Raw genomic sequence first — 24203 nt, 5'->3', positions numbered from 1 at the left:
GCCCGATATTGAACTGGCTGCGATAAGACAGCAGCAGATCGTCCGATACGGTCGATTAGCGTTCCAGCGCTGTCAGGACTCGGCCCTGCGTTTCCAGCGCGTTCCAGGCGGAACGCACATCCTCTTCGGCTTCGCGTTGGCGTTGATGCAGCGCGTAGCGGGCGATCGACGCTTTACGAACTTCCTCTTGAACGCGGGCCCGGCGAATACCGCTGTCAAAGACATTCCAGCGGAAAACCACTCTGCCTTGAACGTCGTTTGTTTCACCGGCGAAGCCATCGATATCCTCACCCACGCGGCCGCGCAGCTCAAGCCCCACGGTCGGGTAAAGATCGCCCTCAGCCGATTCGACAAGGGCATTGGCGGCATCGACATCGGCCTGCGCTTCGCGGACCAACGGATTGCGAATGCGGGCCTCGCCCACTGCCTGATCGAGAGCGCGCGGCAATTGCGCGCTAAAATCAGGTGGCATGGTCGCGGCGTAGAGATCCAGACCTGTCAGGGCGCGCAGCGAGATTTGCGCATCTAGCAGTGAACGTTTCGCCTCTTCCTCGCGAACGATCGCAGCCTGCAAACGCTCCTCTGCCTGCTGCTGGTCCGCGATACTGATGGAACCTTGATCTACGCCCTGAGTGAGGTCACCGACGAGCAATTCGTGAAAACGCCGGTTGTCACTGGCCGCGGCCTGCACGCGCTCTTGCAAAAGCATGTCGAGATATTGGCGTGAAACCTGCAAAGCGATGAATTCGGAACGCTCAAGCACGCGCAGCGATGCGCCATCTACCCGCGCCGCCTGACGCAGCAATTCACCGCGGCGGCGACCGAAATCGAGCATTGTCCATTCGCCTGTTATCGAAGCCTCAAGCGGAAAAGTTCGTTATTGGCAATGCCGAGATTACGGCGCGTGTTGTTTTCAAGGCGGCGCATGCCTGCCGACGCTTCGACATCGACGCGCGGGCCGAACAGACCTTGCGCTTGCTTACGCTCGAACTGAATTGCCTCTTTGTTAAACTGCGCTTGCAGGATTTCGGGATTGGCGCGCATGGCAGCATCGATCGCCGCCTGCAATGAAATCACATCCTGCGCCGTTTGAGACTGGGCGTGCGCGACTGGTGCGGTGCTGGCGATCAGGGTCGCCATGGCGGCTGGAACTAAGAATTTTTTCATTGGATTTCCCCCAATCTCATTTTGAAACGGTAATTTCGACCCGGCGATTTTCCGGGCTGCGAATACCGTCTGCGGTCGGGACGCGCGGGTTTGTTTCACCCTCGGCGGTGATCGTCATCGCGCCGCATTCGATACCTTTGCCGACCATCAAATCTGCGATTGCCTGAGCCCGACGCATCGACAGCCCTCCGTTATAAAGGTTGCTGCCCGCGCGGTCTGTATGGCCCACCACGCGATAGGAATTCCAGCCGCATCGTTCGGCATTTCCAGCCACAAAATCTATCGTCTGCGACGCGCCGCCCGTTGGCAAATCGGAATCGAAGTCGAAGAATACGATGTCCGGCTGCTGGTCAGTGCAAATTTCCGGCGGCGGCGGGGCGGCAACTGTACGGGGCGGCAACTGTACGGGGCGGCGGCGGGATGACCGCCACCGGCATTTGCGGCACCACGGTCATCTGGCCATATGCATAATCGCATTTCGAAATGCTTGGTTCATCGCGAGTATCCGATTTCAGGTAACCGAGCGCGATCGCGCACTGAACCTTCGCCTCGGACGCCCACATATAGCGCGGATCGTTCGCCGCAATCGTGCCGTTGTCCCGTGTCGCCGTCAGCGCCGCGTCGTACCGTGTCTGAAGCGCGCTGTGCAGGTCATCGGTGTCGCTAACCGCCAGATCGGCGCTGAGATCCTGTGCCAATGCGGGAGCATGAACCGCCATGCCAATTATGGTTAACGCGCTCATCACGGTCGTTTTCGTTCGCATTTGCTTGTCCCCCCCCGGACTATTCTTATCTTATCAAGCCGCCACGGAATTCGCAGCGACCTCATCGGCCTGCGATTCCAACATGGCCAGCGGTGTGGCAGAAATCATCGAGCTTTCAACCGTCTGATTGAGCAGCCCTATATCGAAGGCGCCGGCCCCAGCCATTAGGTAGTTGCCGCTATCCGCTCCATCGGCCAACCCGTCAAACAGCGTTTCGAGAGCCGTTTCGATAGCCAGATCGGCAAACACCGCCCCGGCTTCGGCCGACAAGTCGCCCGCCTCGGCTGCGGTTGGCGCGCCCGGCTCAATCGCCAGCAATGCCTCCATTGCCTGATCGACATTGCCCGCAGAACCGCTGCCAAAGAAAGCGGACGGTTCGAGGCCGGCAAAATCGAACCCCTCGGGCTGATAGACCTCCAGCGATGCAGGTTCGGCCTGTAACCCGATGCCCGTTACGGGCGACGACGCGAGGGCGTTTTGTCCCGAAAGACCGGAATAATCGGCAAAGCCGGTGCTGAAATCCTGCCCACTTTCGATCAGTTCGAGCGGGGCAATTCCAATCATGCCTTCCGCGATATCGGCAACCGGCATCACCAGCCCGCTATCAATCGCGAGCGCCTCATACGCGGCCGGGCTCACCGATGCACCGTCAAACGGAGTGACGGCGCTAAACCCGGAATTTACCATCACCGCGCCTGAAATAGCGGCGACCATCGTCAGTTCACCGACGCGCACATTGGAATTGAGCGTGTTCTGCAAACTGAACGTGCCGACGGGATTGATGGCACTGGCGCTCTCAACAGAGATCGGCTCTTCAAGCAGGACTTGCATCGTGCTGAAAGCCGCCGGGGAGACAGTGCCCCCGCTGGATGCCGAAGACGCCAGTGAAGCGTCAACCATCACGTTGATTGTCGACGTGCTGGTTACATCGCCATCGCCGTCAATCGCGCTGATGTCGAAATCCAGATCAAGATCGTTGGGCAGGATATTCTTGGTAAAATCGAGCGAAGTGAAACGCACGCCCTGACCGCTGCCGCCGGTTCCGACGACTTCGACGCGGTTGAACGTGTCCAGCGAAACAGGATCAATCAACGTGCTGGTGCCGGTGACGTTGATCGGACCGATAACTTCGGACGTGCCGAGCAGGTCGTTATAGACCGTCACCGTGATTTCCAGCGAGCCGTTGATGTTGTCATTGCCAAGCGAGAACGAGCTGACAAAATCCGCATTGGTCAAAGGAGCCTGATCGCCCGCCTGGCCGACGCTGTGGAATTCAATCGTGAAGCTTTCCCCGTTGCCGACGAACTGGTTGTCGATGCCAAAGCCCTGCGTCGATGAATTGACCCCTTTCCCGCTGCCGGTGAATTCAATCAGCATGTCCGGTGTTTCGACAAAGGGCTGCGGGCCGCCAGCCGTCAGTCCCAGAAGCGAAACTGTCTGCGTTTCACCGGCATCCGGGGTCACAAGCGTGTATTTGTAATTGCCGTTCACGTCCGCTGCGATGGTGAACAGGACTTCACTGCCGTCCGTGCTGGTTGCGGTGAGCAATGTGCCCTGAACGGCGGCATTGTCGATCCCGTCATCCGTCGCATCGACAAGGCCGTGGAACAGCGGCTGATACACAACGCCTGTCAACGCCGGTCCGCTAATGTCGAACTGCGCGTGTCCGTCGGACCCTGTATTGTAATTGAATGTGCCTCCCGCGGTGGCATCGGCAACATTGGCAATGGTTTGCGTTATAGGCGTGAAGCCGCCGAGTGTTCCGGCGTCATCCTGGAACGAGATCAAATCCCCTATCGTAGCGGTCGCAGTATCGCTGTCCCCGTCTCCGTCTGTGACGGTAACCGAGGCGACAAGCGCGCCGCTGGCAATCGAGACAGCTTCATCCGGGCTGGTGAGCCCGCCCACAGGGTGCGCGATTGAAAGGTACTGAACCATGCTGATCGCGCCGGTTGCCGCATCAACTGCGATGGCAAATGCTGCCTCGCCCGATTGGCTGCCGACCCGGCCGACAACAATTCCGCCCTCTTCATAGAGCAGGATATCAGCGCCTTCGGTCGTATCGAGGCCAGAATCCACGCCGTTTGCCGCCACGTTAAGGGCGAATACAGCCGATCCGGCGCCGTCTGCTCCGAATACGGTGCCAGTCAATACGAGCCCGCTCGCGTCGAGAGCGTATCCGATCACTGTTCCGGAAACATCGGGATCATCGCCGGTGTTGGTCACGCCAGCCAATGCGGCAATTGGTCCGGCCACATCCTGTGCGTCGGCATCAATGCCAAAGGTTTCGTCGTGCGAAACGCTGAGGCCCGCCGCGCTGATCGACGCGGTTGGCACATCGTCGATCACGTTGACTGTGATCGTGCCCGCAGTGGCGTTGCCGTTGATATCGAGCGCGGTGTAGCTGAACGTATCGCCCGCTTCGGTCGTGGCGCCATCATCCGCGGCCGGTGTCGTCGTGACCGGCGAAGTGAGCGTATAGGTAAATTCGCCCGTAGCCTCGTCAATAACGATGGTTCCGAATGTCCCGGTGACTGTGGTGAACCCGCCAGCGGACGTGCCGCCTGCAATCGCATAGCTGACCGCTCCGTTTACAGTCACCTGGCCGCTAGCCGTTTCGGTGGTTTGTGCCGGAGCCGATCCGGTTACCGATCCAGCGGCGACATCATCACCTGTGACCGAGGTATCCAGTCCCTCTTCAGCGACAGTTACGTTGGGATTGTTGCCTGTCAGATCAACGTTGTCGACGCTGAAGGTGATCGTCGCGCTAACCTCATCACCGTCATTATCGATGATGGTGTAGGTAAAGGTGTCGGTGCCGTCGGCAGCGATGGTATTGGCGCCCACCGAATAGGTGTAATTGCCGTTCTGGTTCAGCGTCAGAAGGCCAAATTCGCCTGCGATGACGAAATTGCCGCTGCCATCAGCCGCCATGTCGCTGGTCGTCAGATTGTTGCTGGAAATAGATGTGACAACCAGTGCAGCAAGGCCGTCTGCGCCGCCTTCATCGACGCCGCTCGCGCCCGATGTGTTACCCGTTCCATCGAGCACATTGCCGGTGACCGACTGCCCTTCGATTGCGGCGTCGGTGTCATTGTTGGCGCGCGGTGTATCATCATCGATCGTGATCGCGACCTGCCCGGTCGCGGCGACGCTGTCGCCGTCGGCATCGGTCGCGCTCAGCAGTCCGCCGAAATCGACCACGATATCCGCCGCATTTTCGCTGTCGCCAGGCGCATGGTCGAGCGCCCCTTCGAGATCGAAGGTCCATGCCCCGGTATCGGGATCAAGCGTGAATGTGAAAACAGGCGAGCCACCGGCGGTTGCCGTGACAGAGGTCGCAGTGACCGCGTAACTTACGGTGACCCCGCCCGATGTCAGCGCAGGCAGAGTGCCAGAAGCGGATGGGTCCAGTGCGTATGTCAGCGGAGCATCGGCTCCGGCGCTGAACAGCCCGGCAACCGATCCGTTTATGCTGGTATCGGCACCCGGCACGTCATTGCTGCCATTGTCCGAAATGCCGCCGGAAAGACCGTCTTCATCCACCGTTCCGGTCGAATTGGCAGCCACCGCTGTCGGCGTGTCATCATCGACATTGATCGTAAGCGAACTGGCTGCAGTATCGCCGTCACCATCTGTAACGGTGTAGCCGATTGTGAAATCGGTATTATTTTCGTCATTGGCGGCGGGATGCAGGACATTGGCGTTCTGCGTAACAGTATAATCGCCCGTCGCCGGGTCGAGTGTAACGGTAACCACAGTCACAAACGAACCGCCCTGTTCCTGCTGGATCAGGACGCCGTTGCTGCCATTGGTGACAAACTGGAAACCGGCAGGTGCCGAGCTGCCAAGATCGAATGCGATCAAGCCGCCATCTGCGCCAAAAGCTGCATCCAGCGTGCCGGTTACATTTACAGCGTCGGCATCATCGCCCGCACCGCCAGCGTTGCCGCCAGTCAGCGCGTCATCGTCCAGCTTAACAGCGGCGTTGGAGCCTGCGTCCGGGACATCGTCACCGAATGCCAGATCGCTTCCGATGTTCAGAGCCTGCGACGCTGTATCGCCGTCATTGTCGGTCGCTGTTGCAATCAGCTGCACCAGGTCATCGGCGGCAAGCGTCACGCTTGTCCCGGTGCCACTGGCCGAATGATCGACCGCGCGCACCTGATCCAGTTCGACGACACCATCGGGATCCGAGGTTGCCGTGAACACGATTGCTCCGCTAACAGCTGATGCTGCATCAGCGCCTTCGCGTCCAACAACCACGCCGCTTTCAAGGAAGAGGAATACGCTGTTCCCGGTCGCGACATCCACCACGCCGGAATCCGATCCGTTCGTTACGGCTAGCGCATATGCTGACGATGCAAGACCATCTTTGCCGCCATCAAAACTGAAGGCATCGGAGAAATCTGCGGTCGCATCCGAACTCAGCGCACTGTCCGAAACAGACAGCGAATTGCTTGCCGAAGTGAGCGAGACGGAAGGGCCGTCGTCAAAGAATGTCAGCGCATCACCGATGGAAACGCTTGTTTGGGCCGTGTCGCCATCACCATCGGTAATCTGGATCGTGGCACTGATCTTGCCCGAAAGGTCGAGCGTGTCGTTATGCTCACCCGCGCTGTCGTCGCCATCAATCTGGTGTTCGAGCGCAACGTTTTGTGTGAGCGTGACCGTGCCATTTGAATTGATCGTTGCAGTGAACGCGGTTTGCGGGCCGTTGCCATCATTGAACTGGCCTGTGATCACCGCCGCGCTTGTCTGGACGAGGGTGATCGGGAAATCGCCATTTGCCGTCGAAAGACCGCTCGCTGTATCATCGATGACCAGACCATAGCTTGTGGAACCCGCACCATCCGCTCCGAAATCGGAAGCCGCCACGATAACGGGGGCTGTGCTGGTGGCAGAGACAGGGAAGCCATCAGTTTCATCGACCGATACGCCCGCGCCCTGCGACGCGGTGCCAAGGCTGGGACCATCGTCGAGGAAGGTGATCGCGCCTGCGATGTTCGCGGTGGCCGATGCTGTATCCCCGTCACTGTCGGTGATCGACGCGCTGAGTGTGATCAGGTTTGCAGCAGCAAAACTGGTCTCGTCATTCGGATCGGTCATGTCGGCATGTTCGACAGCGCGAAGCTGATCGAGAGTGACCTCTCCGCTGGTCGCATCCACTGACACGGTAAACACCAGTTCGCCGGTGCCAGAGGTGCGCCCTTCGACCACCCCGCCATTGACCGAAAGAACGACCGCTTCACCGGTTAGCGTATCTGCCAGACCGGTCGCGCCAGCATTGATGCCAAGCGCATAAGAACCAGCCAAGCCGGGTCCATCCGCATTCACGTCTGCCGTAAACAGGCCTGAAAAATCGGCCACCGCATCAACTGCGAAATTCGTTTCGTCGACCGTCAACGCTCCCGTTGCCGGAGTGCCTGCCGTGATGGTCGGAAGATCATCCGAAACGCCAACGCTCACACTTGCCGCGGCCGTATCGCCGTCGCTGTCGGATGCAATGACATCGACATCTCCCAAATCGACCAGGTCATCAGCATTGACGAGCGGGTGATCATCGAAATTGCCATTCAGAGTAGCGGTGACGGTCGCCGTGGTGCCAGTGACTGACAATTCGAGCGTGACGACAAGTCGCCCGCTATCAGAGCCTGTAATCTCCGTATCGCTGACGCGCACCCAATCCAGCCCGCCACCGAGGCCGCTTGAGGCTCCAAAAACAATCGAGACAATGTCATCTGCGCCTTGCGTGAAAGCGATGGTTTCGCTTGCAAAATCAGGATTTGCAGGCGCGGAACCATCTGCCAGATTGGCATCGTCCAGCGTCAGGCTGATATCTGGCCCAGCCAGCGGATCGGCGCCGTCAGTGATCAGGATCGGCTGGTCCGCCGTATCGAAATCGCCGTCACCATCGATCAGGGTGTAGGTGAAGCCTGCATCAATCGGGCCGGCCGATTGATCAAGATTGGCCGCAGGATCAAATGTCCAGACACCGGTCGGCAGGATCGTGTAGGTGCCATTGGCGGTCGAGACGCTGGTTGGCGTGCCCGTTTGCGCCACGGCGGTGGTCGTGCCGCCGATGGTGATTGCCGTCACACTCGCGCCGTCTGCGCCCAATATGTCCGCCGTTCCATCGGAAAGGACATTGCCGCCGATCAATCCGGCTGCATCCTCTGCAATCGAGATGGTGCTTTGGTCTGTGGCGGTCGGGACATCATCGATGATGCTCACCTGGATTGCCCCGGTGCCAATCAGATTGCCACTGCTGTCGCGCACTTCGTAATCGAAGCTTTCCGCCCCGTTGATCACATTCGCGCCGTTTTCCGCGACCGTATCGGTGAACGGGGTGTCGAGCGTGTAACTGTAAGATCCGTCGCCGTTCAGCGTAAGCGTTCCAAACGTGCCGTCCGCAGGTGACAGCAGGTTGTAAACCAGCGTGCCGCTCGCGCCGACGACTGTGATCTGGCCGGTCATATCCGTTTCACTGGTCGAGGCCGGATCGCTGCCAAATGGCAGGCCAGCCTCGTTGACCAGCACGCCATTGTCCGAAACCTGTCCCGCAGCGTTGTCGATATTGATCGTCAGCTTTGCGGTCGAAGTGTCTCCATCGGCGTCCACAATTGTGTAGGTGAACACATCTGCTGTGTCGGTATTGGTCGAGTTTGCAGCGGATGCGTATGAATAGATACCGCTTGCCGCGTCTACGGTCAGCGTTCCAAGAGCGGTCGTGAGGACCAGGTTGCCTGATCCGTCAACAACGGCCTGGCTGCTCCCTGCACTTGCGCTGGAGATCTGGATCACGGCCTGCGCAGCAAGCCCGTCGGCACCCGCAATGTCGGCTCCATCTCCATCATCGTCGGAAAGCACGTTTCCGCCGACAATCCCGCCCTCGTCCACGTCAGCCGCGTTGTCGGACGCTTCAGGAGCGTCATCAATGATCAGGATATCGAGGCTGGCGACATCGGTTGAACCGTCGCTATCAGTCGCAACGACTGCAAAGCTGTCTGTGAATGAACCGTCATTGCCGCCGGAATGCAGCAGCGAGTTGTCTTCGAGCACATAACTGTAACTGATTACCGCGCTGACGACGTCGCCAGCCGCGTCGGTCACAGGCGCAACGCCGGTGATAGTCAGCAGGCCGTAAACGGGATCGTCGATGGTAACTGGATATGTCGTCGCCGCGCTTTCATCGAACACCGGGACGCCGCCAACCATAAGCAGCGACAGACCGTCTCCGCTATCGACCGTGAACGATCCGCTTTGTGTAAGCGCGCCGGCATCAGGGGATGATCCGTCCGCAAGATCGTCTTCGTCAAGGACCACCTCAGGACCTTGAGCGTCAAGACCGTTGATCACAACCGGATCATCAGCGCCATTAATCGTGATGGTAATGGTTGTCGTCGCTGTGTCGCCGTCGCCATCGGTGATGGTGTAGGTAAACACTTCTGTCAGGCTTTCGGTTTCGTCCAGCCCCTGCACGGCTGCGCTCGCATTGTTGAGCATGTAAATGTAGCTGCCGCCAGCCGATAGCGAGAGAGATCCGTATGCGCCTGCGACATTCGTATCGAGCTGCCCGCTGACATCACCTGGCGCTGCGCCGAACGCGACCCCAGTGACGCTGGCGCCGTCTGCACCGGCCACATCGGCCACACCGTCGCTGGCATTCGCATCCACTCCGCCAATTGCGGTAAGGACGTTGCCATTGGCCACAACCGGACCGTCTTCGGTTACGCTGTCCGAATCGGCGAGCGCTTGCGGCACATCATCGCGAATTGCGATTTCCAGCGTGCTCTGGCTGAAATCATCGTCCTGATCTTCGACGCGGACGACGAAGCTGTCCGACGTGTTGTCGCCCGATGTCGCCGTGCCAAGCGTGTAGCTGTAATCGATCGATCCGGCATTGATTGCAGTGATTTCCAGAACGCCGAACGCGCCGCTGAAGGTCTGCCCGACGGAGCTGACCACCATGCCGTCGATCAGCACGGTCGCAGGACCGTCTTCGGCGGAGAAGGTGAATGTGCCGTCTGTCGTTTCGACATCCGAAACCGCGTTCGAACCGGCTGGCGGACCGGCCAGACCGGCCTCATCGACAAGGGTGCCGTCCTCGCCCGCCACTGGCAGGTCCAGCGTGGTCACACCGTCGCCAATCGCGATAACCAGGTTCGCGCTGGCGGTGTCGCCATCGCCATCGGTGATCGTGTAATTGAATGTGTCGATCACTCCGGCAGGGGTGCCCGGATCGCGGACATAGCTGTATGTGCCGCCTGCACCTATTGTAAGGACACCATATTCACCCTGAACGCTTTGTCCGACACTGCCCGTTCCGCCTGCGCCTGTATACGAAGTGACACTGGCACCATCCGCGCCCTGCGTATCGTTGCCGAGGACATTTCCGCCAATCGGACCAAACTGGCCCGGTGCCAGCGAGGCCGCATCGTCTTCTGCCGAGGGAGCATCATCCAGAATTGCAATCGCAATCGTGGTGCTTGCAGTGTCGCCGTCACTATCGGTCACGACCACGCTGAATGTATCGCTATCAGGTTCTGTCAGGCTGTTGTCGGTCAGTTCATAGGTGTAGGAATACGAACCATTGGCGAGCGTGACGGTAAGCTCACCTTTCGCCGTGGTCACGGTTCCGCCGCTGGTCACATCGATACCATTGATGACAAGCGAACCAATCGTGTCGTTTCCGGTGTCGATGAAGATATCGCCCGAAGCAAATTCAGAATTCGAAGGTTCATCGGAACCGGCAGGCTCGCTACTGCGCACGCCAAGCCCGGCTTCGTCTGCGACATCATCGCCCTCAGCGAAGATTTCTGGGATGGATTCGCCTTGCAATTCAAGCGTGACTGTCGCGGAGGATACATCGCCGTCGCCGTCAGTGATCGAATAGTCGAAGGTAACTTCGCCTTCTTCGCCCGGTGCAGGGGTGTAGGTGAAAGTGCCATCACCATTGTAGACGAGCGTTCCCGTCCCGCTAAGGCTGCCGTCCACGACAGCAATATCGCCCGGCTGCACATCGTCAGCGCCGACGATATCGTTGGCGAGGACGTTGATCGTTACCGGCTCGCCCTCTTCCGCCTGCAGGGCGCTGTCATCGAAAGCTTCGGGAGCATCATCGATGATGTTGATGACCAGCGTGTCATCCGCCTGATCGCCATCAAGATCGGTTACGGTGATGGCAACTTCGACCGCCGTATCGTCACCGCTGGTATTGTCTGCCAGCGTGTATTCGTATGTGATCGTGCCCTGCCCGGTCACCGGATCATACGTGAAGCCGGTCACCACGAGGGTGCCTGTTGCAACGTCGATCACAGTCTGCGGCAGGTTGCCCGGCGTCAGAACGACGCCGCCCAAGGTGACGGTATCGACCCCATCGGGCGAATTGAATTCAATGACAGCGCCGGTCGCCTCGGTCGGATCGCTGTTGTTGTTCGCATCACCATCGGCAATTTCGCCAGAGCCGACGGGTTCTGACGGTCGAGGCCCAAGCGCGCCTTCGCTGACGACGGTTCCTTCGCCAATCCGCGGCACATTGGTCACGATGGCGGGTGCGTCTTCGATCTGGATGACGAGCACCGCGCTCGACGTGCTGCCGTCCTGATCCACTATAGTGTATTCAAACGATTCCTCGACACCGCCCGGCGTTTCCGCATCGCGGTCATAGGTGTATGTGCCGTCGGCATTGATCGTCAGGGTGCCATAGTCTCCCTGGATTGTTTCACCCGGCGCCGCTGTCTGATCGCCCTGACCAAAGCCTTGCACCGCTCCTTCGGCTGCATATCCATCGGCGCCCGGCTCATCATTGACTAGCACGTCGCCAGTGATCGGATCGAGACTGCCGGATGCCACCACGCCAAGATCGTCTGCGGCAATCGGTCCATCATCGGTGATGATGATATTCAACGTCGCATCGGCTTCATCGCCGTCTGCATCGATCACCGTGACCGAGAACGAATCTGTTTCTGCGCCGATCGAATTGTCGATCAGCGTGTATGTGAAGCCGACCTCGCCCGCATCAAGATCAACGTCCGTGATGGTCAATTCACCCAGCGGAGTAACGAAAACCTGACCCGGACCGGTCAATTCCTCGCCATTAACCAGGATTGCCGAAAGGCCGTCGGTCGCCTCGAACACGATCGTTCCGCTGGTCGTTTCGCTATCGCTTTCGGACTGCGTGCCCTCTGGTTCATTCCCGCGCGCTGGCAGGCCGTCCTCGGCCACGGTTGCAATCGCGTTTTCGACGCCGGCCGGATTGTCGGGTGTTTCGATGACCACTTCAGGTTCGTCATCGCTGAACGGGATGATTTCTTCTTCCTGATCCTCTGGAAAAGCAAGCTGCGTAAACGGCAGCAGGTCGCCAATATCGAAAGCTGCCTGTATCTCGCCTTCGTCACCGGCGAAGTTTCCGCCGGAGCTCTGCGGCGTGCCAGCGGCGGGCTCTGGTTCATTACCGGTCAGCAATTGCGCAATTGTCTGCGGCGGAACAGCCACGCCCTCGACCACAATCTGGGGCACGAACACCGCGCCATCGGGAATGACAATCCGCGATCCATCGGCGAGCGTGATGACAAGGTCGCGCCCCTCGACGGAGAGGTCTTCCAGCGATGCGCCGGGCGGCAGCGTGATTACGTCGCCATCGGCAGGCACAACGACATCATTGACCGCAGCAGCTTCGTCGCTCGAACTTGCTCCAAAGCCGTCTGCGCGGTCCTGACTGGTTTCGTTTTCAATTTTCATCGCTCTGCCGTCCTTATGTGCCGGATAGGTCCGGCATGAGAGGCTCGAGCAGGAAATCGTGGGCGTTTTAAACACTCTGCACCGTTGTTCTCGCAGCCCCGATTTCTTGTGTTATTGGCGGTTCGGCGCTGAAAAAGCACAACTCCCCGCATGTTGCCGAGCATGTGACCAGCTTTTCCAACTCCTTTCAAGCGTGTTTACCAAATCGGTAAACCACGATCAAACTACTGTTTTTAAAACATATTTCAGTGATTTTGAAATGATATCGATAAGTGTCGGCAGCGCCGCTCTTTGAATATCCGCGAAACATCTTGGGAGATGCAGCGCCTGTGGAAGATACATAAACCCCTGATATTATGAGGGAATTACGTGTTCTTACGTAGGCGACCCAGTTGGCTCGCGTCGTCATTACACATCGCCGCGTGGTTAACCGGTTGCGTCTCTGGCCTCTAACTAATCGGCCCGCTAGTTTGATGGCTGGCCAAATATTGGGGGCAAATTTGAACGGCGATCCGGCCTCATTCAGACTGAAGATGATGAACACGCTGGGTAGCGGGTATCTGGCCGTCATTGTTTGCCTGCTTGTGACTGGAGCAACGTGGTCACACTGGATCGCTCGCCCGGATGCAGCTGGCGTTTACACCGCCGAACTAGATCGCAGCCTCTTATCAAGCCCGTCAATCGATTCATCCGGCAATAACAATGTCAGCGCAGCACCCGGCGAGCAGATGGCCGAGGCGAGCACGAGCACCGCGCCGCCATTGGATGCGGCGACGCAGCCGCCAGAAGAACTTCTTCAAGCGGCGGAAGAGGTGGCAGCACAAATCGGTCAGACGGCAGCGACTGGCAGCATTGATCTGGCGCAGCTGGAGTTCGACCTTGGAGAACAAACCACCGCGTCGTCTGACATCAGGCCCGCAGGCGGGAGCAGTATAGAGGTTGCGAAAGCTGTTTTTGCCGGCGGTACGGATATCGGGACGCTTACTGTGACAGTCGATCGCAACGCGCGCCTGTTTGTGCGCGGAACTGAACTTGCAAGGATTCTTGCAAGCCCCGCATCCAACGTGCAGCCGCCCCCGCAAATCGCGTCGAACGACCTCGTTTCATTCCAGCGATTAAGGGAGACAGGCATAGACCTGCGTTACGATCCAATCGAAGACCGAATTATTTTGCAGCCTTAACAGACCACCGCTGCTCTGGCATACCCGCGGCTGATTTTCAGAGAGTTCATGTGTGAATGGCGGTGGGGGCAGTCGCACTGCCATTTGTCTCGGCACTAGCGTCCGCTTTGCGCCCCAGTTTCAGCCGATGGATATAAGACACAGGAACCCCAAAAGCGGATATCAATGGCTGGGCGCGAGCAGTAGCGCTCCTGCAAGACCAGCGTTGTTGCCTAGCCCTGGCGAGACGATCTTGTGCTTAGATCCGCCTGGAAAATATGCTGCACCGATTTGCGATGCCCTCTCATTCACACGCCCGAGCAAGCCACCCGTCCTCATCACGCCCCCGCCCAGAACGATGATCTCGGCTGCCGTCATAGCGATGAGGGAGTGCGCAAGCTGAGCCAGGTAATAGGCGATGATTTCGTGAGCAAGGTGATCTGCCGGCAACTCGGAAAGCGACGATCCCCAACGCGCTTTTATGGCCGGACCGCTTGCCAACCCTTCTAAGCAGTCGCCGTGGTGAGGGCATACCCCTTCAAACTCCCGATCATCCGCATGGCGGCGCGGGAGAATGTGACCCGTCTCCGGATGTGCGGCTCCATGAACAGCCGTTCCGTCGAGCACCAGGCCACCGCCGATACCGGTACCCACGGTGATGTAGGCCAGCGATGCAGCGGCCTTACCCGCGCCATGTTCGTATTCAGCGAGCGCAGCCCCGTTCACATCTGTGTCGAAGCCAATGGGCACGGCCAATCGCTCTGCAAAGTATCCTGCTATGTCGCAATTGGCCCAGCCCGGTTTGGGAGTGTTGGTAATGTGTCCCCAGTGGGGCGACGATCTGTCGAGTTCGACTGGTCCGAAGCTCGCAATTCCAAGCGCGCTGATCGCCTGCTGACCCTCGAACCACTCGCCAGCCTCAGCCAAGGTGGTCGAAGGGTCGCGAGTGGGAATTTCATGCCGCGCGATAATCTCGGTCGGTGAGTGTCCGACAGCGAGCACGAACTTGGTTCCGCCAGCCTCGATACCACCCAGCAACGGCTTATCGGACGAACTCATGCCTCAACCGTTTCGGCAAGTTCGCAGCGATCACCATCGATGGTCAGATTCAAGAGTGGAGCGGGAACACCGCCGAACCGTTTGTTGGCTTCGTCGGGATTTGTGGGAAGAGGCTTGCCCTTCAGGCCGCAGAAATCGACGAAGCTTGAAACGACTAACTCGCGCGTCACAAACCAGCTGTAGCTTTGAAGGGGTTCCTCTTCGGGATTGGCGACTACCAGGCCCGATCCATTGAGTGGACGATACTCACCGAATAAGCCGTCGGAAACCATGCCATACAGGCCGTTCGGCGCGTGGTTCAGGTCGGGTGCGAAAGTCGAACGCTGGGTCACCCAGAAAGCGTAGTAAGAACCCTTGTGATATACGACGTGCGCACGTTCCAGCTCATTGTTGACACCGTCGGCGTGGATCAGAGGTGGCAACAGCTTCCATCCAATGTCGGTCCGCCTCGCGATACCAACTGCGCCGTTGTAGTCGCTTCCTGAACCGGCAAGAGACGCTGTGAAGATCAGGTATTCATGGCCGTCAGCAGGATCGCGGAAATAGGCAGGGTCGCGGAAAGCTTTTATCTTGCCGGCTTCTCCTTCATGTGCATTTGCGAGCATATATTCGGGCGTGAATTCGCTGATCGAGGCTCTGGGCGCGGTCCACGCTTCCGGCAGTCCGTTGGAACCGATAATAGCATGGGCTTCCACTAGGCGCTGTTGATAGCCTCCGGAACGCTGATCGGTCCCGGCTGCGGTGAAGTAAAGGCTAACGCCTTCACCATCGGTGACCGCAGACCCTGCCCATTCGCGTTCATAGTCCACCCGGAAATCAGGAAGCACGTCGCCAAGATCGAACCAGTTCCCCGCTTTGCGCTCGATGAGGCGGATTTTCGCCTCGAAGTGGCGCAGACCCGGGTCGCCGCGATCGGGCGCAGTCAAAGCCATCCACAATTCGCGCTCTTGGATTGATGCGATAAATCCGTCTTGGTCTTGGATCGGCCACATATCCCAATAGACGCGTCCAGCCTCAAGGGTCGTGGGTGCCTTCTCCTCGATGATTGGAATACGCGGAATGCGTGCAACGTCGAGCTTACGCACGCAGTCAGCGGTCCAGGCGGTCGTCATGCCAGTACCCTAAACAAAAGGTTGGAAAAAATAAGGGCCGACCAGAAAGGAGGCGGTTGGTCGGCCCTTATCAGTTGCATCAGAATTCGAAACGTACCGACGCGGCGACCGTGCGGCCCGCGATGGAACGTGCCCGTACAATACCATTAGCTGGGATCGATCCTTCTTCCGCCTCGGTGTATCCTTCGCTGTTGAACAGGTTGGTGGCATTGAGTGCCACTTCCACCCGGTCAACAGGGCGAACAGCTAGGTACGCATTAACCTGCGCATATGCTGGCAGCTTGAGCTGGTTACTGTCCTGCGTAAAGCTGTCTGTGGTGCCGATCAGGTTGGCTCCAGCTTTGAAGAAGCCGTCATCGTACGCCGCGGTTGCCTGATAGACGAAGTCCGCTTGACGGCGCGGCGTGTTGCCGACGACTGCTGCGTTGAGCGAGTCCTTGATTTCGGCATCGGTCCACGTGGCGCCCGCGCTCAGAGTGAACGGTCCGGTTGAATACGAACCTTCCAGCTCTATACCGTAGGCTTCGTAGTCAGTGTCTGTCAGCAGAAGTGGAGCAATTTCCACGTTCGTCTCGCTGGTTTCTGCATAGAAGCCGGTGGCATAGATCGACAGTCCGCTGCCCTGGTACTTCAGGCCCATTTCAAGCTGATTGACGTTAGCAATTACGCCATCATCGCCGCCAGGCAAGCCGCCATCAACCGTGCTGACAGCTGGCGAGAGCAAGCTGCGGTCAGCGGTATGACGGCCACCTTGGCTGTAACGCGCGAAAATGCCCAGATCGTCGGTCACAAGGTAATTTGCGCCAATCGACCATGAGAAATAGTCAAAGTCGTAATTGACCGGAGCAGGGCTGCCCAGCGGCAGAACGCTGGTTTGCGCTTCTGCGGGGCTAATATTGCCGTCATTGTCAAAATCAAAGCTCGTGATCGGACCATCGCCGGTCACCGTGCCGCTGGCATCGCCGTAATCGTAGCGGATGCTGGCATCAAGTGTCAGGCGATCGAGTTCCACCGCTAGCGAGGCAAACGGCGCATAGGTGCTGTAGGCGACGTCGTAATTGCGTCGGCAGCAATTGCCGAAGAAGTTTGCACCGAAACCGACGATCCCGTTTTGAGTTACCGTGTCTCCACCTGCATCAACGATGTCGACAAGCACGGATTGCCCATCTCCCTGAACGGTTTGGACATGCGAGGTCCAGAGCCAGTCCGTATCGACATCCTGACGCGACAGATAGAAGCCCGAAGTGAAGGTTGCCGAACCGCTGCCAAAGTCGAAGTCTTTGCTGACGCGGAAATCGTTGGTGACATTGTCGAGACTATTCAGGCGGACATTGAAATTTACGATATTAGTCAGAAGGCCATTGCCGCCGATAGTTGAGGCGTCGGCCACTGACCCCGTGTTTGGTCCACTTGCCAACACTAGGGTTGAACCTGCGCCGCCGATCCCATCAGCAATATCCTGAGCAGCGCCCGCGCTTGCCGGGAAAGGGGAAACGAAACTGCCTGAATTGTTGGCATAACGGAAGCGGTTGGTCAGCGTCCAGCCAGAGCCAACATCCACTTCCGCTTCAACGCCGAATGCCTGAGATTCGACCGAAAGACCATCGCGGAAATTATAGGTGGTCGGATTGTTGCCGCCATCCAGAGTTGTGATGGTTGAAATGAATGGACTGTAAAGCGAGTCTGAGCGCGGGTCGAAGCCGGCAATAGCAGTGTAGTCCGGATTGCCATCTGTGCCGCCAACAGCCACCGGCTGGGGCAGGATGGTGGGCGTGCTGTCGTCAAGGAACTTGGCGTGGAAACGCACATAGCCCCCGTCGAATTCCTTGGTGATGTTGGCTTTTACTTGGCCGCCATCGAATCCGTTATAGCCGATATCGCGCGGACCTTCGCCGGTGCGATAGAAACCGCCGACGTGGAAATAGAGGTCATCAGCGAGTGGGGCGCCATAGTCAAAATCGACCCGGTAAGTTTCAAAGTCTAAACCGACAGTGCCCTGGATCGCGCCGCCTTCGCGCTGACCAGTCTTCGAGATGAAATTGATCACACCGCCCGGGGCGTTTGAAGCAAACGTGGAAGCAGAGCCACCGCGAACCGCCTCAACGCGCGCAACATTGCGGTCAGCGCGAAGGAAGTTATCGGCGTTGCCGAAGATGATATCACCAAATTCGAGAATAGGCAGACCATCTTCTTGAAGTTGGATATAGCGCGCACCGCCAGTCGAGACAGGCAGGCCGCGCACAGCGATGTTGGCGTTGCCTTCACCACCCGATGCTTCCGAGCGAATACCAGGGATCTGGCGTATGAGGTCGGCCGAAGACGGCGGCGCAAGATCAGCGATTTGCTGCGCGCTTACGGAGCTGACCGAAACTGAGCTTTCCAGCCGGTTCTGTCCGCGTGCAACGGCGGTAACGATTATCTCGTTGCCTGTTTCCGCACCCTCATCAGAGGGAGCCTCCTGGTCCTGCGCGAAAGCAGGGGTCGAAAAGGCACTTAGCGCGACGCCAAAAGCCAAAGCGTGACGAAACTTCATGGCAAAACTCTCCTTTATGCTCGCACCATTTTTGTGCGATTCGCATAAAGTGATAATTTGGCTGCAAACGATTGCAATAGTAAAGTTGCAATCGTTTGCAATCGCACGCAATTTATGTCACGAAAATGCCATAACGCCGACAAGATAACGGCACGTGAGAGGATGTTGAAACATGCAAACCGCGGGAAAACCACGGCTTTCGCTGCTGCGAATCATTGAAATGAACATCGGCTTTTTCGGCCTGCAGTTCAGTTTCGGACTGCAGCAAGCCAATATGGGACCGATCTACGGCTTCCTCGGCGCAGATGAGGCGACAATGCCGCTTTTATGGCTCGCCGGGCCGATGACGGGCCTTATCATCCAGCCGATTGTTGGCGCGATGAGCGACCGCACCAACACCCGCTACGGACGCCGCACACCCTATTTCCTGATCGGCGCAATCATCTGCACAATCAGCCTTTTCTTTATGCCATATTCCAGCACGTTGTGGATGGCGGCATCGCTCTTGTGGATCCTTGATGCTGGTAACAATATCACGATGGAACCATACCGCGCCTATGTCGCTGATCGCCTCGTGCCCGAGCAGCGATCAATCGGGTTCCTGACGCAAAGCGCATTCACCGGACTTGCGCAGACTTTATCCTATCTTGCCCCAACGTTGCTGACTGCTTTTGTCGCGCAAGACGTACTCGACGGCAACGGGATACCGGTGATCGTCCGGATTGCTTTTATCATTGGCGCGATCCTCTCGATCTCTACCATCGTCTGGTCTGTGTGGCGCGTGCCAGAATTGCCGATGACCGAGGACGAGAAGGCAGTTTTGGAAACGAAGCCTCTTACTGTGAAAGACACGTTTGCAGAGATTGTTGACGCCATCCGCGACATGCCCAAGCCGATGCGCCAACTCGCGCTTGCGATGCTGTGTCAGTGGTATGCGATGTTTGCCTACTGGCAGTACATTACCTTTGCGGTTGGCCGCTCTCTTTACAACACATCCGACCCCTCTACTGCCGCATTTCGCGAAGCGACGCTGACCACTCAACAGGCGGGCGCGCTGTATAATTTCATCGCTTTCATCGGAGCGTTAATGCTGATCCCAATCGTCGCTCGGCTAGGTGCGCGCATGGTCCATACATTCTGTCTGACTGCATCCGGTGTAGCCATGCTGCTTATCCCGGGTGTCGAGACGCCAATGGCCCTGTTTATCCTGATGATTGGCATCGGCATCGGCTGGGCTGGGATGATGGGCAACACCTATGTGATGCTGGCGGACTCCATCCCAGCGGAACGCAACGGGATCTATATGGGCATCTTCAACATGTTCATCGTTATCCCGATGCTGTTTCAGACACTGACGATGCCGCTGATCTACAATCCGGTGCTGGGCGGCGACCCACGCAATGTGTTGATGCTGGGCGGAGCGCTTATGATTGTCGGTGCGGTCGCAACGCTCTTTGTTGATGCCGGCCATCGGGTTCCGCGTGAACAAAAAGCGCTGGCGAGCTAAGAGGTCTTAATGACTGACACCGACGCCCAAGATGATGAAACAAGCGTGACCCGAGTCCGCACCCTCGCTGACCTCGCAAAGATTGCGGGTGTCTCGCCTGGTACTGTGTCGCGGGCGCTGGCCGGCAACAGTCTCGTCAACACAAAGACGCGCGAGAAGATCGAGGCGATTGCGCGCGAGCACGGCTTCCGTCCCAACCAGATGGCGAGCAAACTGCGCAGGCAAAAGACCGGGGTAATCGGGGTCGCGATTCCGCTGGGCCACGATGAAAGACAGCGCATTTCCGATACATTCTTCATGACTCTTCTCGGCCACCTCGCCGACGAACTCACCGAGAAAGGGTATGATCTAATGTTAAGGCGTGTCATTCCTGCTCAGGATGAGGATTGGCTCGACCGTCTAATCGGCTCAGGAATGGTCGACGGGGTGATTGTGATCGGCCAATCCGATCAATTTGAACGGATCGAGGATGTCGCAGACGGCTATCTCCCGATGGTGGTTTGGGGGAACCATCAGGAAGGCCAGAGGCACTGCGTTGTCGGTACGGACAACCGTTTGGGCGGCAAGCTCGCCGCCGAGAGGCTAATTGCATCGGGTGCCAAGAAGCTCGCATTCTTAGGTGATACTCAACCTATAGAATTTGCCGCCCGTTTCGCTGGCGCAATAGAGGTAGCCGAAAAGTTGGGTGTACCCATCAGAGCCCTTCCAGCACACCTTTCACCTGAGCGAACCGGCGAAGAAATCGCTCAGCATTTGCAGGAAATCGAAGGCAAAGTAGACGGCATCTTTGCGGCAACCGACACAATCGCCGTCGCATGCCTCAAAAAACTTCGGGAGCGCGGCACCGATGTGCCGCGTCAGATAAAGGTAGTCGGCTTCGACGATCTACCAATTTCGGGTCAAACGGTACCGCCCCTCACCACAGTGAGGCAAGATATCGCTGCTGGTGCGAAGGGACTCGTGGACCTGTTGCTGCGACGACTTGGTGGGGATGATACAGAGAGCCTGGTTCTGCCTCCTCACCTGATTGGTCGAGAAAGCGCATAGAAGAAGACGGAACAGACGGAGAGGCAAACGCACCCAAACCGAAAAAGAGTACGTCCCCTTCATTTTTTGATTGCCCAAACCGGACCGTCAGTAACCGGCCCAATAGTTGACATACTGGGCCATGACTGGGGTTTGATAGTATTTGTGTTCTTCGATACGCAAAACGCCGACCTTACCTTGGTGAAGTCGGCGCTCGCTTAGACGGGCTCGGTTGCCCTAGTTCACGTCTGCCCCTTTCCTCCAGTCTTGCAAAACTTCGTGCGCCGTATCGCGCCCACCGATGCCAAAGGCGATGGCAGCGGCGATTGCGACCGCTCCAAGGATCGCCCCAAACGCAATCGTCACGATTTCTGTCGCGATACCCATGAAGCTGAGACCCATAGCAATTGAGAGGGCGACGATGCCGTAGCCCGCGGTCCGCGCCACTTTCGCATCGCCGTTTTCAGCGATGAGCGTGTTCGCAATCCGGGCGAGCAGAAAGCCTGCGGCAATCACCGCTGCACCGAAGAGAATGCGTCCGCCGAGCCGAACGGCTTCATCCGCGATCTGAGAGACCACAGCAAAGTCGAGCAATCGGGCTGCCTCGGTCAGCGCGAAAAGCATGATCGCGATAAGAACGACGTGATAGCTGACTTTCGAGATTGTGAACTTATCACCGGATAGCCCGATGGCCGAACCCGCGCGATCAACGCCAAGCCCAGCAAGGAAGCCTTGAGCAGCGGCTGCGACCCAGCGTCCGATCACGAATGCGAGCGTCAGCACCAGAGCAGCGGCAATGACGTGAGGAACCGCGACAAGAATGGTTGCCAGCAGCTCGCGTAAAGGCACCGTTACTGCGGTGATGCCCAGCACATCGATTGCGGCCAGAGAGATCGGCAGCAAAACGAGCAATTGCACGGCAATACCGGCAGCTGATGCCACCGAGGTGCGTGCCTTCTTCTGCTCAACTTCGCTTGTCTCTTCGTCGTGAAAGAAGCGGTCAACGTTGAGCATCCCGACACTGTTTTCCGCGATGCCCCTGACAATCTTCGAAAGCGCAAGACCAACAATGAAAATTGCGAGCGCGCCGATGAGGTTTGGCAAGAATGAACCGACTTCATTGAGAAGCGCGTTCAGCGGGGCTACGACCTCGCCCAGTTCGAGCGGTCGAAGCGCGATCAAAAAACCAAAAAGCCAGACTACCCAATATGTGAGCTTTCCCGCCTGATTCCAGATTTCTGTGTTTGCCTCTTTGCGCTCATTGGACTTTTGCCAAGGTGCTTTCGATCCGATCTTCTGCACGCCGCGCTCGATCAACTTGGCGACAAAATGCGTAATCACCAAAATGGCAATTGCAGCTGCAATGCGTGGTCCCCAAAGAATGAGTGTGGCGCCAACGCGTTCAAGCGCCGCCTCGATTCCTGCTGTCTCGAAATTCATACTAATCCCCTTTTCAAAAGTGATAAGGCGATTAATGGCGCGTTCAGATTTAGTGAAACCGAAATAACTGAATTTTCAATTGGGATATTTCGAATCAAAGTGCGATTTCAGGCTGCCGATCACCTGTCCTGCCAGCTCTTCGTCCATGTCCGATCGCCAACATGCATAGGCGGGAAAATCAAAAGTCGGCGTGTCATCAATCCTTGTTAACGCACCTTCGGCAAGAAACTTGGCCACTGCTTTCTCAGGGAGAAAACCAGCCATTCTCTTCTGAACAAGCCACAACGCAGAACGAAGGCCAAGGTCGAGGATCAAGCCCTCCTGTGGCACTAAAGAAAGCCGTGTTCCTATTTCTGCGCCGAGCGCCTCTCCCCATTCTATGCGCACATAACGCTCTCGCCATTCGGCAGGTTCGCAGGCTCCAACGAGTATAAGCTTGTCATTGAAAATTGGCTCTGCGCTGATCCCGCGTCGAAAGACGGGGTCGTGAACCATGATCATGTCAAGTGTACTTTCACCCAAATCACGATTGAGCCGCTTCCACGCCCCCGCCGTCGTCCGCAAAGCAAGATCTGGGATATGGATATTGCCGCGCTTTTGCCGCTTCACTCATTCTGTTTGCAGTTGCCAGTCCGGCGACAGCTCAAAGCGGTATGCAGCAGGACAGCATCGGTGAGGATGCAGTCGACGCTGTCACTCAGCCTCTCACCGACCTTAACCTTCGGAGCAAGGAGATTCCGCAGGTTCTCATGGCTGCGCAAACCGAGCCATACGATCTGGCCGGTTTGGAGGAGTGTGGTGCGCTGCGCGGAGAAGTGGCGCGGCTGGACAATGTACTTGGACCCGACGCCGATCAACCGGAAGAACGGGCCAGCCTCCTCAACCGAGGCCTTCGCACTGGCGGTAATGTTTTGGGCGGCATCATCCCTCTTCGAGGCCTAGTCCGCCAAGTCTCCGGCGCACGGGCCGAGGAGAAGCGCTGGGAGGCAGCAGTATACGCGGGCGTAGCGAGGCGTAGTTTTCTCAAAGGCTATATGGCTGGAAAGTTCTGTGAAACTGCCGAAGAAGCTTCAATTCGTTCCGCGCGAGATGTCCTTGGAATGGACCGCGAGTAAGTGTTTGAGGCTACGGCGACTTCCGCTTTCACCCCCGGTTTCAAACGTTGAGCGATGGCTCGGAGTGGGCCGTTTGCGGCCTGTCTGAAATTGGAAGCGCATCGCTGGACGCGGACCGTCGGCAAACGACCCGGTTTCAGTCGCGCCCAATCACCTCAAGTGTGTCGTGACAGAACTGACCGTTTTGAGCTTTTCATCTTTGGTCTACTGAACATCGTATCTCAAGTTGAGGCCACTAAGGAGATTTCGGATGCGCCGTTTCGTTTTGCTCATCATGATTATGACCTTGGTGCCGCTTTCAGCTTTGCAAGCCGAGACAGCCGATGAGTTTGATCCGAGTGGGTTCTGGACTGGTGCGATACTGAAGGATGGCTCCGTGTTACCAGTCGAAATTCAGATCGATGAAACGCAAGACGGCTATCAGGCAACATCTCGATTTCCCGATTGGTACTTCTATTTTCCAACGCGCTCGGAGACTGTCCGGCTGACACCAAAGGGATTGGTGATTGAAAATCTCTTGGCGGGCGATGCAGTCATGGAACTCGAGCCGAGATTTGAGCAGTTGGTAGGTGTTGTC

At 57.6% G+C, this 24203-nt stretch carries 15 protein-coding genes; 5 read left to right on the top strand and 10 right to left on the bottom strand.

Annotation, left to right across the window (positions count from 1 at the left end):
- Nucleotides 1-55 precede the first annotated feature (55 nt).
- The 5 genes from ACGHU1_RS13470 to ACGHU1_RS13450 are packed head-to-tail and all read right to left on the bottom strand — an operon-like array spanning nucleotide 56 to nucleotide 12674.
- Nucleotides 56-835, bottom strand: a complete 780-nt coding sequence (locus ACGHU1_RS13470) for a TolC family protein (RefSeq protein WP_390587759.1) — start codon at nucleotides 833-835, stop codon at nucleotides 56-58.
- A gap of 14 nt (nucleotides 836-849) precedes the next feature.
- Complete coding sequence (locus ACGHU1_RS13465; RefSeq protein WP_390587757.1) at nucleotides 850-1140, bottom strand: TolC family protein; 291 nt, start codon at nucleotides 1138-1140, stop codon at nucleotides 850-852.
- A gap of 43 nt (nucleotides 1141-1183) precedes the next feature.
- Nucleotides 1184-1567: an OmpA family protein gene (locus tag ACGHU1_RS13460; protein WP_390587755.1), complete on the bottom strand. Its 384-nt coding sequence runs from the start codon at nucleotides 1565-1567 to the stop codon at nucleotides 1184-1186.
- Entirely contained in the window at nucleotides 1518-1931 is a 414-nt protein-coding gene (locus ACGHU1_RS13455; protein WP_390587754.1) for a hypothetical protein, read from the bottom strand. Before ACGHU1_RS13455 ends, ACGHU1_RS13460 begins: the two co-directional genes overlap by 50 nt.
- A 33-nt stretch (nucleotides 1932-1964) precedes the next feature.
- On the bottom strand, nucleotides 1965-12674 hold the full coding sequence (locus ACGHU1_RS13450) for a beta strand repeat-containing protein (RefSeq protein ID WP_390587752.1): 10710 nt from the start codon (nucleotides 12672-12674) through the stop codon (nucleotides 1965-1967).
- 500 nt (nucleotides 12675-13174) lie between these two features.
- Here ACGHU1_RS13450 and ACGHU1_RS13445 point away from each other — a divergent pair, with 500 nt between their 5' ends.
- The gene (locus ACGHU1_RS13445) at nucleotides 13175-13855 is read left to right on the top strand and encodes a hypothetical protein (protein ID WP_390587750.1); all 681 of its coding nucleotides are present in this window, start codon (nucleotides 13175-13177) and stop codon (nucleotides 13853-13855) included.
- A 162-nt stretch (nucleotides 13856-14017) separates the two neighbouring features.
- On the opposite strand, the gene ACGHU1_RS13440 is transcribed toward ACGHU1_RS13445, so the two are convergent.
- From ACGHU1_RS13440 to ACGHU1_RS13430, 3 genes are all read right to left on the bottom strand, one after another.
- A complete protein-coding gene (locus ACGHU1_RS13440) occupies nucleotides 14018-14893 on the bottom strand; it encodes an ROK family protein (RefSeq protein ID WP_390587749.1) in 876 nt (291 codons plus the stop codon).
- Nucleotides 14890-16005 (bottom strand): glycoside hydrolase family 68 protein, encoded by a 1116-nt coding sequence (locus tag ACGHU1_RS13435; protein WP_390587747.1) that lies wholly within the window; start codon nucleotides 16003-16005, stop codon nucleotides 14890-14892. The genes ACGHU1_RS13440 and ACGHU1_RS13435 overlap by 4 nt, the downstream gene beginning before the upstream one ends.
- A gap of 79 nt (nucleotides 16006-16084) precedes the next feature.
- A complete protein-coding gene (locus ACGHU1_RS13430; protein WP_390587745.1) occupies nucleotides 16085-18538 on the bottom strand; it encodes a TonB-dependent receptor domain-containing protein in 2454 nt (817 codons plus the stop codon).
- Between the two features lie 172 nt (nucleotides 18539-18710).
- Between ACGHU1_RS13430 and ACGHU1_RS13425 the strand changes: the two genes are divergently transcribed.
- Nucleotides 18711-20045: an MFS transporter gene (locus ACGHU1_RS13425; protein WP_390587743.1), complete on the top strand. Its 1335-nt coding sequence runs from the start codon at nucleotides 18711-18713 to the stop codon at nucleotides 20043-20045.
- 9 nt (nucleotides 20046-20054) lie between these two features.
- A complete protein-coding gene (locus ACGHU1_RS13420) occupies nucleotides 20055-21092 on the top strand; it encodes a LacI family DNA-binding transcriptional regulator (protein WP_390587741.1) in 1038 nt (345 codons plus the stop codon).
- A 216-nt stretch (nucleotides 21093-21308) separates the two neighbouring features.
- Here the strand turns inward: ACGHU1_RS13420 and ACGHU1_RS13415 are convergent, their stop codons facing one another.
- Together ACGHU1_RS13415 and ACGHU1_RS13410 are read right to left on the bottom strand one after the other, a co-directional pair.
- The gene (locus ACGHU1_RS13415; RefSeq protein WP_390587739.1) at nucleotides 21309-22511 is read right to left on the bottom strand and encodes a mechanosensitive ion channel; all 1203 of its coding nucleotides are present in this window, start codon (nucleotides 22509-22511) and stop codon (nucleotides 21309-21311) included.
- 75 nt (nucleotides 22512-22586) lie between these two features.
- Entirely contained in the window at nucleotides 22587-23120 is a 534-nt protein-coding gene (locus tag ACGHU1_RS13410) for a LysR substrate-binding domain-containing protein (RefSeq protein WP_390587738.1), read from the bottom strand.
- A 44-nt stretch (nucleotides 23121-23164) separates the two neighbouring features.
- Here ACGHU1_RS13410 and ACGHU1_RS13405 point away from each other — a divergent pair, with 44 nt between their 5' ends.
- On the top strand, nucleotides 23165-23626 hold the full coding sequence (locus tag ACGHU1_RS13405) for a hypothetical protein (RefSeq protein WP_390587737.1): 462 nt from the start codon (nucleotides 23165-23167) through the stop codon (nucleotides 23624-23626).
- Between the two features lie 250 nt (nucleotides 23627-23876).
- Nucleotides 23877-24203, top strand: a 327-nt coding sequence (locus tag ACGHU1_RS13400) for a hypothetical protein (RefSeq protein WP_390587735.1), incomplete at its 3' end; no start/stop codon positions are given.

It is taken from the genome of Erythrobacter sp. MTPC3, from assembly GCF_042854385.1.
In the GTDB taxonomy this organism is placed as follows: Bacteria; Pseudomonadota; Alphaproteobacteria; order Sphingomonadales; family Sphingomonadaceae; genus Erythrobacter.
This window is presented reverse-complemented; position numbering and strand designations above follow the sequence as displayed.